The 13,117-nt window shown below is 57.3% G+C and carries 12 protein-coding genes and 1 pseudogene; 7 read left to right on the top strand and 6 right to left on the bottom strand.

What is annotated here, in order from left to right:
• Nucleotides 1-241: 241 nt before the first annotated feature.
• Nucleotides 242-802, top strand: coding sequence for a recombinase family protein (locus tag JFT44_RS24090; protein ID WP_001161490.1), 561 nt, complete (start codon nucleotides 242-244; stop codon nucleotides 800-802).
• 3 nt (nucleotides 803-805) lie between these two features.
• Nucleotides 806-937 carry a DUF4158 domain-containing protein gene (locus tag JFT44_RS28790; RefSeq protein ID WP_233098417.1) on the top strand — a complete coding sequence of 44 codons (132 nt, stop codon included), beginning with the start codon at nucleotides 806-808 and terminating at the stop codon, nucleotides 935-937.
• A 3-nt stretch (nucleotides 938-940) separates the two neighbouring features.
• Here JFT44_RS28790 and JFT44_RS24085 read toward each other — a convergent pair whose 3' ends face one another.
• On the bottom strand, nucleotides 941-1,858 hold the full coding sequence (locus JFT44_RS24085; RefSeq protein WP_047306926.1) for a recombinase family protein: 918 nt from the start codon (nucleotides 1,856-1,858) through the stop codon (nucleotides 941-943).
• Between the two features lie 200 nt (nucleotides 1,859-2,058).
• On the opposite strand from JFT44_RS24085, the gene JFT44_RS24080 reads away from it, so the two are divergent.
• From JFT44_RS24080 to JFT44_RS24070, 3 genes are read left to right on the top strand one after another with little or no spacing between them, the layout of a single operon-like run.
• Entirely contained in the window at nucleotides 2,059-2,298 is a 240-nt protein-coding gene (locus JFT44_RS24080) for a ribbon-helix-helix domain-containing protein (RefSeq protein ID WP_034011918.1), read from the top strand.
• Nucleotides 2,298-2,708, top strand: a complete 411-nt coding sequence (locus JFT44_RS24075) for a putative toxin-antitoxin system toxin component, PIN family (protein WP_034011919.1) — start codon at nucleotides 2,298-2,300, stop codon at nucleotides 2,706-2,708. The genes JFT44_RS24080 and JFT44_RS24075 overlap by 1 nt, the downstream gene beginning before the upstream one ends.
• Nucleotides 2,709-2,711: 3 nt before the next feature.
• Nucleotides 2,712-5,705 carry a Tn3 family transposase gene (locus tag JFT44_RS24070; RefSeq protein WP_060495417.1) on the top strand — a complete coding sequence of 998 codons (2,994 nt, stop codon included), beginning with the start codon at nucleotides 2,712-2,714 and terminating at the stop codon, nucleotides 5,703-5,705.
• A 48-nt stretch (nucleotides 5,706-5,753) separates the two neighbouring features.
• Here the strand turns inward: JFT44_RS24070 and JFT44_RS24065 are convergent, their stop codons facing one another.
• The 5 genes and pseudogenes from JFT44_RS24065 to JFT44_RS24045 form a co-directional block, all read right to left on the bottom strand.
• Complete coding sequence (locus JFT44_RS24065) at nucleotides 5,754-6,491, bottom strand: carbonic anhydrase (protein WP_034011920.1); 738 nt, start codon at nucleotides 6,489-6,491, stop codon at nucleotides 5,754-5,756.
• A 746-nt stretch (nucleotides 6,492-7,237) separates the two neighbouring features.
• Complete coding sequence (locus tag JFT44_RS24060; protein ID WP_193834274.1) at nucleotides 7,238-7,714, bottom strand: DM13 domain-containing protein; 477 nt, start codon at nucleotides 7,712-7,714, stop codon at nucleotides 7,238-7,240.
• A 195-nt stretch (nucleotides 7,715-7,909) separates the two neighbouring features.
• A pseudogene (locus JFT44_RS24055) lies at nucleotides 7,910-8,572 on the bottom strand (transposase); the annotation flags it as partial.
• 31 nt (nucleotides 8,573-8,603) lie between these two features.
• Nucleotides 8,604-11,633: a Tn3 family transposase gene (locus JFT44_RS24050; protein ID WP_047710222.1), complete on the bottom strand. Its 3,030-nt coding sequence runs from the start codon at nucleotides 11,631-11,633 to the stop codon at nucleotides 8,604-8,606.
• Complete coding sequence (locus JFT44_RS24045) at nucleotides 11,617-12,219, bottom strand: recombinase family protein (protein WP_010465829.1); 603 nt, start codon at nucleotides 12,217-12,219, stop codon at nucleotides 11,617-11,619. The genes JFT44_RS24050 and JFT44_RS24045 overlap by 17 nt, the downstream gene beginning before the upstream one ends.
• A gap of 191 nt (nucleotides 12,220-12,410) precedes the next feature.
• On the opposite strand from JFT44_RS24045, the gene JFT44_RS24040 reads away from it, so the two are divergent.
• A complete protein-coding gene (locus JFT44_RS24040; RefSeq protein WP_003151133.1) occupies nucleotides 12,411-12,788 on the top strand; it encodes a type II toxin-antitoxin system RelE/ParE family toxin in 378 nt (125 codons plus the stop codon).
• Nucleotides 12,769-13,104 (top strand): helix-turn-helix domain-containing protein, encoded by a 336-nt coding sequence (locus JFT44_RS24035; protein ID WP_001172026.1) that lies wholly within the window; start codon nucleotides 12,769-12,771, stop codon nucleotides 13,102-13,104. The genes JFT44_RS24040 and JFT44_RS24035 overlap by 20 nt, the downstream gene beginning before the upstream one ends.
• Nucleotides 13,105-13,117 lie beyond the last annotated feature (13 nt).

Raw genomic sequence — 13,117 nt, 5'->3', positions numbered from 1 at the left:
AGATGTGTATAAGAGTCAGTCTTTATAGTTGGAAAATTAGCGATTTGCAGCCATGTGTCATATTGAGCTATACCCTAACTTGATGTCAGGCAGGGCCGCGCCGCTTCGTCAGAATAGAGTCTGCTTTCCCATTTTTTGACACATGCCCGCGAAGGTTATAGATTTCAGCCTGACAGAAATGGGCTTTGAGGCACAACGGAACAGAAAGTGCACTTAAGCCGCCTTCAACCAAGGAGACATCGTGCAGGGGCACCGCATCGGCTACGTCCGGGTCAGCAGCTTTGACCAGAACCCGGAACGCCAGCTGGAACAAACCCAGGTGAGCAAGGTGTTCACCGACAAGGCATCGGGCAAGGACACCCAGCGCCCCCAGCTCGAAGCGCTGCTGAGCTTCGTCCGCGAAGGCGATACAGTGGTGGTGCACAGCATGGATCGGCTGGCCCGCAACCTCGATGACCTGCGTCGCTTGGTACAGAAGCTGACTCAGCGCGGCGTGCGCATCGAGTTCCTGAAGGAGGGCCTGGTGTTCACTGGCGAGGACTCGCCGATGGCCAACCTGATGCTGTCGGTGATGGGGGCCTTCGCTGAGTTCGAGCGCGCCCTGATCCGCGAGCGGCAGCGTGAGGGCATCGCCTTGGCCAAGCAGCGTGGCGCGTACCGGGGCCGCAAGAAAGCCCTGTCCGATGAGCAGGCTGCTACCCTGCGGCAGCGAGCGACGGCCGGCGAGCCCAAGGCGCAGCTTGCCCGCGAGTTCAACATCAGCCGGGAAACCCTCTACCAGTACCTCCGCACGGACGACTGACACATGCCGCGTCGCTTGATCCTCTCGGCCACGGAGCGGGACACCCTGCTTGCGCTGCCGGAAAGCCAGGATGACCTGATCCGCTACTACACCTTCAAGGGGTTTGGGGAGCAATGGAACCAAAAACCAACGTAAGCCTTACCACCTCCGCTCAGAGCCCTCTTCCCAGGCATCCGCCTCGATAAAACAATTGCGCATCTCGGCTTCCTGGCTGATCTCGGTCAGCAGATCATGTACCGTCTTATCCAATGCCTCATCATTGCGATATGGAATGCTCAGTGCGTAGTTGCCCGACTCCAGTGGCTTCATGCCATAGGGTTCCAGGCAGTAACGCTCGATGTTCTCTTTTGCCCGCTTTTTGCCACGCACGAACTTGCTGTTGTTCTCGACGGCCAGGCGCAATATGACCGTCGCGATCCGTTCGGCATCGTCCACTGCCGGTGGGACTGTAATGTCGAGATGCAGGGAGATTTTTGTGGGTACGCCGATCGTTATGCCGCGATGCCGGAGGTAGCGGTAAAGCGTACTTTTGGAGATGTGCAGTTTCTTGCCAATGGCGCTCACACTTAACCGTCCCTCGCGGTACAGCGTTTCTGCGGCCATAGCTGTCGCTTCGGCTTGAGCTGGCAACCCCTTCGGACGGCCACCGACTCGACCACGTGACCGTGCAGCGGACAAGCCGGCCTGTGTGCGCTCACGAATCAACTCGCGTTCGAACTCTGCCAATGAAGCGAACAGGTTGAACACAAAGCGCCCTTGCGCGTGAGTGGTATCGATGGGGTCATTCAGACTTTGCAGGCCAACGTTACGAGCGGCCAATTCACCGACCAGTTCGACCAGGTGCTTGAGTGAGCGTCCCAGACGATCCAGCTTCCAAATCACCACGGCATCACCGGCTCGCACATGAACCAATAATTTATCCAGTTCCGGACGTGCGCTTTTTGAGCCGCTGGCAACGTCTTGATAGATCCGCTCGCAGCCTGCCTTTTTCAGAGCATCGATCTGGAGGTCTGCGTTCTGATCCCGAGTACTCACCCGCGCATAGCCAATTTTCATCAGAAGTACCGTTTACTCAACAGATAAATTGAAAATAGAACCTTGATTAACGATACCAGTATTTAAAACCATAATGAGGCTTAACTCAGAGCAGGGCTGGTCTTCCGTTAAAGTTCTATAAAACGAGGGTTTTATCGAACCATTGCGAAGCGGCAAGGAACGGGTGTATAAACACACAAACACCTGTTATTGGAGAAGTCATGAACACCACTCGCTGGAACGTCGCCGTCTCTACCGACACCGACCAATCGCTTCGCATGTTTCTGGCCAGCCAAGGCGGTGGCCGTAAGGGCGACCTGTCGCGCTTCATCGAAGAGGCGGTGCGGGCACACATCCTGGAACTGAGCGCTGAACAGGCCAAGGCTTTCAACGTCCATCTAAGTGAGGCAGAGCTGACCGACGCGGTTGATGAAGCGCTCGACTGGGCACGTAAACGCTGATGCGGGTTGTATTGGATACCAACATTCTATTCAGCGCGCTGATCTCACCGCATGGGGCCCCTGATGTGATCTATCGGGCCTGGCGTTCGGCTCGCTTCGAGGTAGTAACCTCACGGGCACAGCTCGATGAGATTCGGCGCGCTAGTCGATACCCCAAGCTTCAGGCCATCCTGCAGCCTGCCAAAGTCGGAGCCATGATCAACAACCTGCAACGCGCAGTAGTATTGGAGCGCTTGGTCATCGAGGTTGAAGCCGATGATCCGGATGATTCATTTCTGCTGGCCATGGCCTTGGCGGGCAATGCGGACTATCTGGTGACCGGTGATCGCCGCGCCGGCCTCTTGCAGCGCGGGCATATCGAACGCACGCGGATTGTCACCCCCGCGGTGTTCTGCGCCGAGGTACTGTGATCCATGCCGGTCGGCTTTCTGACCCAGGAGCAGCGCGACGGCTTTGGTCGCTACATCGAGGCACCCAGCCGTGATGAACTGGAGCGCTACTTCCACCTGAGCGATGAAGACCGTGAAGCCGTCCAGGTACTACGCGGCAACCATAACCGCCTGGGCTATGCCGTTCTGCTGACTACCGTTCGCTTCGTGGGTGTTTTGCCGGACAAGCCCGTTGCTGTGCCGGTGGAAGTCCTGCATGTACTTTGTCGGCAATTGGCAATCGCCGACCCTGACTGTCTTGCGCGTTACAGCGATCATCGTCGCTGGATACATACGGCCGATATTCAAGAGCGCTATGGCTATCGCCACTTTACAGACCCTGGCATCGGCTTTCGTTTGAGCCGATGGCTGTATGCCCTCTGCTGGACAGGCACAGATCGGCCTGGTGTGCTGTTTGAACGAGCCGCCTCATGGCTGTTCACACAGAAAGTCCTATTGCCTGGGGTTTCCCAGTTAGAGCGTTTCATTGCCCAACTGCGTAGCCGCGTTGAAGAACGCCTCTGGTACACCTTAGGCCGCAGCGTGACCGAGGAACAGAGACAACACCTACAAGACTTGCTTCTGGTGGCTGAAGGCAACCGCAGTTCCCGGCTGGATCAACTACGCTCCGGCCCGGTGATGGTCAGTGGCCCTGCTCTGATTCGGGCGCTGCGTCGGCTGGATGATGTGCGTGGGTTGGGTATCGCCTTGCCGCCGGCTGCACATATCCCGCCCAGCCGTATTGCAGCCCTGGCCCGCTTTTCCAACACGGCCAAGGTCACGGCCATCAATCGACTGCCGGCGTCGCGCCGGTTGGCGACGCTGGTGGCGTTCGCGGTTTCCCTTGAAGCCAGTGCGCACGACGATGCGCTGGAAGTTCTGGAGGCGCTACTACGTGATATTTTCAACAATGCGGAGAAGGCTGACAAGAAAGCCCGGTTGCGTAGCCTAAAAGACCTGGATCGCTCGGCGGCAACACTCGCTGCTGCGTGCAAGGTCGTGCTGGATAGCTCGATCAGCGATGACAACGTCCGTTCCCAGCTGTTCAACGACCTGCCACGTGTCAGGCTGGAGAAAGCCCTGGAAGAGGTCACTGCGTTGATCCGTCCGGCCAACGATGTATTTTACCTCGCCCTGGAGGAGCGCTACCGCAGTGTGCGCCGCTTCCTTCCCGATCTTCTGAAACATATTCGCTTCGGCTTCAGTCCCGCCGGCAAGGGGGTGGCGGCTAGTCTGGACTGGTTGCAACTGAATCTACCTCGCAGGAAGCCCGAGGATGACGCGCCGCAGGAGATTGTTGCCAAGGCCTGGCAGAACCACATCACCCGCGAAGATGGCTCCCTCGACATGGGCGCCTATGTCTTCTGCACGCTCGATGCACTACGCACGGCCCTACGCCGCCGCGATGTCTTTGTTGCACCCAGTTGGCGCTATGCCGACCCGCGTATCGGTCTGCTCGATGGCGCAGAATGGCTGTCGGCGCGACCGATCATCTGCCGCTCACTGGGCTTGACCATCGACGCCAAAACCACTTTGGACGCTTTGTCTGCTGAGCTGGATTCAACGTGGCAGGCGGTTGCCGCCCGACTTCCCGACAACCCGGCCATCCAGCTAAGTGAGAGCGCAGAGGGTAAAACCGAGCTGTCCCTCGGGGCGCTGGACAAGTTGGAGGAGCCAAACTCGCTATTGCAACTGCGTGCAGCAGTGGCCGACTTGATGCCGCGTGTCGATCTGCCGGAAATCCTATTGGAAATCGCGGCCCGTACCGGCTTCGCTGAGGCCTTCACCCATGTATCCGAACGCAATACGCGGGCCGACAACCTGGTGACAAGTCTGTGCGCCGTGCTGCTGGGAGGCGCCTGTAACACCGGCCTGGAGCCATTGATCCGCAACGATAACCAAGCGCTGCGCCGTGATCGGCTGTCGTGGGTCAGCCAGAACTATCTCCGTGACGACACCCTGTCAGCAGCCAACGCCATTCTGGTGTCGGCGCAAAGCCAACTGGAGCTGGCTCAGATCTGGGGCGGCGGCGAAGTGGCCTCCGCCGATGGCATGCGTTTCGTCGTACCAGTGCGCACCGTGCATGCTGGGCCCAACCCGAAATACTTCGGTACCGGCCGGGGCGTCACCTGGTACAACCTGATTTCCGACCAGTTCTCCGGCCTGAACGCCATCACAGTACCCGGCACCTTGCGCGACAGCCTGGTACTGCTTGCGGTTGTGCTGGAACAACAGACCGAATTGCAGCCCACACAAATCATGACCGATACCGGTGCCTACAGCGATGTGGTGTTCGGGTTGTTCCGTTTGCTCGGTTATCACTTCTGCCCGCGCTTGGCCGATGTCGGCGGCACCCGCTTCTGGCGCACACGCCCAGAAGCGGATTACGGCAAGCTCAACGGACTCGCCCGGCAGTCGGTCAAGCTCGACCTGATCGCGGAACACTGGGATGACCTACTACGCCTAGCTGGTTCACTCAAGCTCGGTCGAGTGCCGGCGACCGGCATCATGCGCACGCTGCAAACGGGAGATCGTCCGACCCGCCTGGCCCAAGCGCTGGCAGAGTTTGGGCGGATCGAGAAAACCCTGCACACACTGACCTACATCGATGATGAGTCCAAGCGCCGCGCCACCCTGACCCAACTGAACCGAGGCGAAGGTCGGCACAGCCTGGCCCGTGCCGTGTTCCATGGCAAACGCGGCGAGCTTCGCCAGCGCTATCGCGAAGGTCAAGAGGATCAACTCGGTGCTTTGGGCCTGGTGGTGAACATCATCGTGCTGTGGAACACCCTCTACATGACGGCAGCTGTGGAACGGCTAAAGCAGCACGGCTACCCGGTGCAGGAAGAGGATCTGGTTCGGCTGTCGCCGCTGATCTTCGAGCATATCAATATGTTGGGACGGTACTCCTTCGCGGTACCGGAAGAAGTCGCCCGAGGTGAGCTACGGCCACTGCGTAATCCAGAGGAAGACCTGTAGCTGTTTGTGATCGAAAGCGGCCATGCCCAGGCTGACGGTTATTTATTCTCAGGTAAAGAACTCAACCTCTCCACCCACAAGCTTATAGATAGCGCCTACAATTTTTATTTTCCCATCCTGCTCGAGCTTATTCAGGGTGGGGCTGTGTTGACGGATATCGGCCAGCGTCATCTTGATGTTGGTGCGGGCAACGGAATCGACAAAGTCATAGTTGTCAGCCGTACGCTCACCTGCGTATGCCGTTTCAGTAATTGCCGGTTTAATTTTGCTCAGCAATCCAGTCAGGTTTCCCAGTTCGGCGTTGGCAATGGCACCCTTCACCGCACCACAGGAGGTATGCCCCATCACCACTATTACCTTGGCCCCTGCCAGAGCACAGGCAAATTCCATGCTGCCGAGAATGTCTTCGTTTTCCACATTGCCAGCCACACGGCAGTTAAACGTTTCACCAATACCGGCATCCAGCAGGATTTCCGCCGGAGCGCGCGAATCAATACAGCTTAAAATTACCGCTGACGGATACTGCCCCTTTTGACTGGCGCGCTTTTGCGCCAAATAGTCATGCTGCTGCATTTTGCCTTCACGGAAACGCAGATTGCCAGATTTCAGGCTTTCAATGACCTCATCCGGCGTCATTTTATCTCGCTCTTCTTTGCTAAGCGCTGCGGCAAAAGACACTGAAGGCACAGTTAACCCGGCCACTCCAGTAATCGCCAATGTGGAAAGGGCAGCTCCGCGCTTGAGCAGCATGCGGCGGGATGGGTGTTGCGGGTCAGATTGGCTCATTGTTCAGCTCCTAGATTGTGGTGTTGGGCCACATTAACTCGGATGCACATTGCCGTAAGCAATACTTTCGAAAAGTACGGAAGATCAATCGAGGGAATTGCCTAGGAAGAAGGCTCTGAGCGGAGGTGGTAAGGCTTACGTTGGTTTTTGGTTCCATTGCTCCCCAAACCCCCACCTCATCTTCTTGTAGATCAAAGTGTTTGTGCAGTAGTGCCACGCCAAATCTGTCTATGCAGTTGTGCTTTTTCAATATTTCAAATATTTCATTTAGACATGGCAGGTCCTCATCGTCTATGGGTCTAACATTGTCGATATGGTTAATTTCACCCCACAGTAAAGAAATCATTTTATTTATCTCCACTATGAACGTTTAACTAGCGAAATGTTACAGATTTAATAGGGGTCTTAGTCTGCGAATCTTCATGGGAGACGGGACTAATCAGAGCCCTCGCTCTTGGATAACATTAGACGCTCGCGCGCAAAATTCCACCCATTCCGATAAGGCGGCGTATAGAGCCTTAGCGGCATCTGAGGTTGGCGCGTACTTATCTCTGTCGCAAGCCCATCTGGTGAACCGCTTCAGGGTATGCAGGCATCGTAGTCAGTGTCTGAGGGTCGGTTGAGGTCAATTTTGACTTCAAGAATCTAGACGTGGAGGGGAGGCCTCATGCCCGGCAAGACTTTAATTTCCATTGGCATGAGGCGCATGTTATTCGTGAACAGGCAAGATCCAAGTTTAAGCTTGTTTACTGATATTTTGCGGAGCCGATGAACTTAGAGAAACGCTCGCACCATATTTGGACCGTTGTAAACTCGTTGACGTTGACGCTTGCAGGAATGGTTTTCTTGAAATTCCCGAAGTTTTTCAATTCGCCAATCAGAATTGCTTCTTTCTTTATGTCCAAAAACGATTCTTTGTCGGTGGCTTGTTTCTTTGTCAGGTAAATTTTGTAGTCTGGACCAGGTGCTACATCACCTTTAAATGCAATTTCGTTATCCGTAACAAAAAGTTGTCCATTCGCCCAGTGAAGGAAGTCGCTGCCTTTCTGATCTTTCTTGAACTCTCCGCTATACTTTGCCACCTTTTGCACTTCTTCAATTTCGGCGATGGTGGCGTTTTCTTGTGCTAACAAAATCGGAAGTATATAGATCCCTAGCCCAACTCCCGCGCCAAACAGAGCCAGGTGGGACGCGAGCAGAATTATTTTTAATTGCTTTTTCATGGGTTGCCTCATGCAGTGAGTTATTTGGTGTGTCCATCACAATCCATTAGTTCGAACAGGGTGCGGTATGTGCTGATAGCGATATTGTTAGTGGGGTGCTAGCTTAGCTACCATGACTGTGTTGGATGAATGACAGGTGTAAAAATAGATGTCTCTTACGGTAACTGTCAAGGTATCTGTCGCCCTGTTTGATTTTTATGCAGCTATTTTCTCTACCTCCCTAACTACTCGGCGCTCTGGGTTTAGCGATACTAATGTCACAGGATGCCAGTTGCGGGTGTCACCACTCCAGCGCTCAGGATGCGCAGCTCTGGCTGCAAGGTTGAGCGCATGTCTCTTGGCTAATATGGCTTTGTCTTCTCCTGTGTGGCGCTGCATCGGCGTCACGAAGCGGATAGCACTGTGGCGGTGCTCATAGTTGTACCACTGGACGAAGCCGTGCACCCAACGCTGGGCAGCTGATAGGTCAGCGAAGCCACTGACGGGGTAGTTCGGCACATACTTGCAGGTGCGGAACAGAGCCTCGGAGAAGGCGTTATCGTTGCTCACACGCGGTCGACTGAACGAAGGCTGGATCTGCAGATCTCTCAGCTTCTCAAGCAAGGTGACGCCTTTGAAGGGGCTGCCGTTATCAGCGTGCAGCACCAGAGGCTGGCCTACCATGTTTTCGGCCAGCACGGCTCGTTCAATGACACGGCGTGAGTTAGCTGCAGACTCCCCCAGAAAGGCTTCCCAGCCCACGACTTTACGGCTGAAGATGTCGAGGATCATCACCAGATAGTAGTAGGTACCCTTGGCTGGCCCAGGAAGCCAGGTGCAGTCCCAGGACCATACCTGGTTGGGGGCGATTGCTGTATGGGGTTGTACGCCGGAATCCCAGAAATTTCCGTCAGCCCAGCTCCAGTCCCGCCACGAGCGCATCCAGGTCGATGAACTTGCCGTCAGTCTGGAAGGTGTAATGCCCGTTCAGCAGGATGTGCCGCCAGGCCGCTGGCGACATCTGCGTGATCAACGCCAGCGCCTTGGCATTGCCAGCTGCCTCGTACTTCGTCAGCAGCAGGGACAGGATCGCCGAGTTGTAGAAGATGATCGCGTTGCCGATCAGCCTGGCGCACTGGTTGCTGATCTCGATTTCGATGTCGGTGCGGCCGGTCAATTCCTTCTTCCCACCGACTTGGGCGATGGTCGAGCGTAGCTGGTGATAGGACTCAATGCGGTTCTGCGAGCGGTGAACATTACGCTCCAGTTGCGGGTCGCGCAGGTAGCGCAGTGTGTAGATACTGCGGATGAGCTTGTCGAACTCGAAGATTGCGCGCCGCGTCGGGTTCGGCGCCGTATAGGTGCACAGCTTGCGGATCAGCGTGCCCTGCGTCATTTCCTTCAGGCCCAGTGTGGCGACGATTCGGTCGATGTTCGCCTTCTCACCGACGATGAGTTGCCGGTCGATCTGGCCAGCCGGCCGGATCAGGCATTTCTCGTACAATGCCAGATCATCGGCGCAATACAGCTCCTGCAACTGGTCGTCGAGGTCGGTGAAGCGCGGCTCGAAACGAAGTCCGAACCAGTGCAGGATGGCGAAGTTGGCCTTGTTGATGCTGTGCATGTCGCCGGTGATCGCGCTCGGCACGATGTCCGACGTGTTGCGGTACCAGATGTCGAACACGTGGTGAGCCTCGTACTCGTGTGCGCCTATCAGGTAGCCGTTCAACGGCACGTGATTGCACAGCAGCGTGTAGGCGACGACGCCCTTGCCGCGGCCGAAATATTTGCGCGAGTAGCGCGCCTTCACAGTTGGTCGCTCGACGCCGAATTTCTGCCCATCAACGGCACCGTACAACGAATCGAGGTCGAACGAGTAATGCGGGAAGATCGGCAGTGCGGCGATGGCGTTGCTGATGCAATCGTTGGCCACATGTAGCGTCGCCTGGCGCAGGTACTGCTGGTAGGTACTCTCCAGGACGTGGTACGGGATGTCGCTGGTACGTGCCATAACCTGGTTGCCGTGGTTCATGGCTTGGGCAATGATCACCGCCATCAGACTGTCGGCGTCGGCTACCTTCTTCGCATAGCGTGGCTGCAATGGTGTCAGCGCCGACAGGAACTGGCACTGGCCGTTGACGAAGCGAAACACGTCGGCGACATCGCAGTATGGCAGTTGCTCGTAGAGAGCTTGCTCGCGCGCCTTCTGGTTCTCCCCCTTGGGCTTGCGCCAGGTCAGTCTCTGCGTGTCCTTGTCGTATTCCAGGTGCGTCAGCTTGCCCTGTTTCAGCTCGCGATTGAACGCCACCCATTGCGCACGCAACTCGGTCGCCAGTGCATCGAGCTGGGCACTGACCGGCTGCCGCAGGAAGGGGATGTCCATCTGCGCGAGCACGGCGGCTTTCTCGTCCATCGAAACCAACTCGTCGGACAAATGCCGGTGCTGCAAGCTATCGTCAATGTAGAGCTCGCCCGCCTGGAAGCGTTTCCTGACCTGACGGTAAAGCCAGAATTCGTAACGATCGGCATGCAGGCCTGTCGGCGTGCCTTCGGCATCGAACATTAGCAGGTACGGACGCAAGCGTTTCGGCAGCGTTGCCGCCGGACATTCGTCGAGTGGCCGTTGTGATAGGCGCTGCTGCTTGGCGAACACGCTCTTGGCCCAAGTCAGCGCCGCGAGCCATGGGTTATCGGGGGCCGTGCCGGCGAAGTCGAGCGCGACGTACAGCGGCCGTAGATGGCGTCGAATGCGTTCGGCCAGGCCGTCCACCGCCTGCCAGTGCAGCGCCAGTTTGTTCAGTGGCTTGACGCTCATGCGCTGCGCCGTGTTTTGCAGCAATTCCCTGGACATGATTTTGTAGGCGCGTTGGCGCACCTCGCCGAACGGCGTCGGATCGGCCACGCTGTCGTCCACGTACAGCGACAGCAGGCGGCCAACCTGCGGCGTTTCCTGATGGCGTCGCAGCTGTTCGGCGACAAAGGACTGTTTCGCACCCGTGCGGCTCTCGTCCTCAAGTTTTTTCATGTGGAAGGCCATCGCGTCGACCAGGTTGTCGGTGAGCTGCCGGTAACGTACCCAGGCATAGCACAGCAGGTAGAGCCGGGTCTGCTCCGCCTTCAGGTGGCGCAGGTCATGGACGGTATAGAAGTTCGCCAGGCTCGCGTAGTACAGCAGGTTCTGCTGCGAGATGCCGAGCTTGGGCAGCAGCGCCTTGGCGATCCCGTGCAAGGACTTCAGCGTGGCGCGCTTCTCGCGCTCCCCTGCCATCTGACGCCAGCCGAAATCTTTAGCGTCCTGCTTGAGCGCTGCCAGTTGAGACAGGGTGTCGTCACGCACCAGGAGCTGGCCCAGCGCAGCTTTGGCCGATTCGTCCAACACTTCTGCCAGCAAGCCGCCCAAGCGCCTGCGTTCGGTGGACAGGGCTTCACTGACCAGCTCTTGTAAGGTGGTGTGGCCGGGCCGGATGATTTTGTGCTCGCTGAGCCAAACGATCAGTTCGGCGGCCACGAATCCTGGCATTACGTCGCGCCGCACGATCTGTTCAGCCTGCTGTGCCAGTTGCGGCAGGAAGCTAGCCGCCCACGACCGGTAGCCGAACAGTTCGGCGATCTGACCCCTCTGGCTGTAGTGCTCATGCTTGGTGATCGCCTTGCGTTCGAACGCTTCGCCGTGGAAATAGCGACTCAGCACGAAGGCGCAATCGTCCTCGACCTCATGCCAATCGAAGCGGAAGAAAGCATGCTTGGCCTTGAAGTAGCCGATCTGCAAGACGCAATAGACTTGGGCCTGCAGGCTAGGCCGGCTGCTGGCGAACGCCAGTTCAGATTCGGCCAACGCCAGGTATTCCAGCCGCTGAGCATCGTCGAAGTCCGGTAGGCGGTACAAGGCTTCCTGCTCTGCGTCAGAAAAGACGGTGAGTAGCTTATTCTTGTTGCTCATCGACCGTCCTTCCCGCACCACGCCAACCTGCTCGCGTCAATGTTTCGATCAACGTAGTGCGCTTGACATTGAAGTTGCGGCACACCGCCGCCTTAGACATGCCGCCATCGAGCGCGGCGACGATGGCGTCCAGCTTCTCACCAGTGATCGCCTGCGGCCGGCCGCCGATCCGGCCGCGTTTGCGTGCGGCGGCCAAGCCCGCGACGACGCGCTCCTGAATCAAGGCGCGCTCGTACTGCGCGAGCGCACCGAACACCTGGAACAGGAATTCGCCCGAGGGCGTCGTAGTGTCCAGGTTCTCTGTCAGCGAGCGGAACGCCACCCGCTTGTCCTTGAGCGAAGTCACAATGGCGAGCAGGTGCGACAGCGAGCGACCGAGCCGGTCGAGTTTCCACACCACCAGCACATCGCCGGCTCGAACGAACTCAAGCGCCCGCGCCAAGCCGGCACGGTCATCCTTCGCGCCAGAGGCACGATCCTCAAACAGGTGACGCGGATCGACGCCGGCGGCGAGCAGCGCGTCGCGCTGCAAGTCCGTGCTCTGGCGGTCGGAGTCCGACGACACGCGCATGTAGCCAACCAACATAGGCGGATAACCATCAAAAACAGGTTTCCGCATAATAGTGAATAGCGATAGAGTTTTCCGTACATTTTTGAGGGGGTGTTGCACAGGTAGCACAGCGGCGGCTGACAGCCTGTCGCAAAACAAATGTTTTACGACACCTCCTTGAGGTTGCCGCGTTTACATCATTACCTGAACAGGTATAAAATTCCGTCATGACAAACAAAGAAAAACCGCTCGAATGGATCGCGAGCAGCCACAAGGATTTGATGGCGTTGCCGTCCGACGTGCGTCGCCGTTTCGGTTACGCGCTCTCGTTGGCGCAGATAGGCGATCAGGATGACGCAGCAAAGGTGCTCAAGGGGTTCGGTGGTGCCGGCGTGCTGGAGGTCGTCGAAGACGATGCCGGCGGCACCTATCGAGCGGTATACACGGTCAAGTTTGCGGAAGCGGTGTTCGTCCTGCACTGCTTCCAGAAGAAGAGCAAGAGCGGAATCGCCACGCCAAAGGCCGACATGGACATCATCCGCGCTCGGCTGAAGGTGGCCGAGGTATTGGCACAGGAGCTACGAAATGCAAAAACGAATCATTGAAGGCGTCGAGGTTCAGCGCAGCTCGGGCAACGTCTTTGCCGACCTTGGACTGCCTGACGCTGAAAAGCTCAAGATCAAGACCGGCCTGGTGGTCGAGATCAGGAGGGCCATGCGCGCCCTTGGGCTGACTCAACAAGCGGCGGCCAAACGCATGGGCATCCCGCAACCGAAGGTGTCGGGCATGATGCGCGGCGACTTCACCAATCTATCCGAACGCAAGCTGATGGATTGTCTGAATCGCCTCGGCTACGACATCGAAATCAAGGTACGGCCAGCAGCCGAGCCGATCGGGCATCTAACGCTCGCAACCGCTTAATCGGAGCTCTCCT

The sequence above is a fragment of the Pseudomonas sp. MF5691 genome, from assembly GCF_016405645.1.
Lineage (GTDB): Bacteria > Pseudomonadota > Gammaproteobacteria > Pseudomonadales > Pseudomonadaceae > Aquipseudomonas > Aquipseudomonas shahriarae.
The sequence above is the reverse complement of the archived record's forward strand: the minus strand, read 5'-3'. Positions and strand labels throughout refer to the sequence as shown.

Coding starts and splice junctions, on each gene's coding strand:
- JFT44_RS24050 (WP_047710222.1), bottom strand. CDS start 11,633: ATGAGCAACAAGAATAAGCTACTCACCGTCTTTTCTGACGCAGAGCAG.
- JFT44_RS24060 (WP_193834274.1), bottom strand. CDS start 7,714: ATGAAAAAGCAATTAAAAATAATTCTGCTCGCGTCCCACCTGGCTCTG.
- JFT44_RS24065 (WP_034011920.1), bottom strand. CDS start 6,491: ATGAGCCAATCTGACCCGCAACACCCATCCCGCCGCATGCTGCTCAAG.
- JFT44_RS24070 (WP_060495417.1), top strand. CDS start 2,712: ATGCCGGTCGGCTTTCTGACCCAGGAGCAGCGCGACGGCTTTGGTCGC.
- JFT44_RS24080 (WP_034011918.1), top strand. CDS start 2,059: ATGAACACCACTCGCTGGAACGTCGCCGTCTCTACCGACACCGACCAA.
- JFT44_RS24035 (WP_001172026.1), top strand. CDS start 12,769: ATGCAAAAACGAATCATTGAAGGCGTCGAGGTTCAGCGCAGCTCGGGC.
- JFT44_RS24040 (WP_003151133.1), top strand. CDS start 12,411: ATGACAAACAAAGAAAAACCGCTCGAATGGATCGCGAGCAGCCACAAG.
- JFT44_RS24075 (WP_034011919.1), top strand. CDS start 2,298: ATGCGGGTTGTATTGGATACCAACATTCTATTCAGCGCGCTGATCTCA.
- JFT44_RS24045 (WP_010465829.1), bottom strand. CDS start 12,219: ATGTTGGTTGGCTACATGCGCGTGTCGTCGGACTCCGACCGCCAGAGC.
- JFT44_RS28790 (WP_233098417.1), top strand. CDS start 806: ATGCCGCGTCGCTTGATCCTCTCGGCCACGGAGCGGGACACCCTGCTT.
- JFT44_RS24085 (WP_047306926.1), bottom strand. CDS start 1,858: ATGAAAATTGGCTATGCGCGGGTGAGTACTCGGGATCAGAACGCAGAC.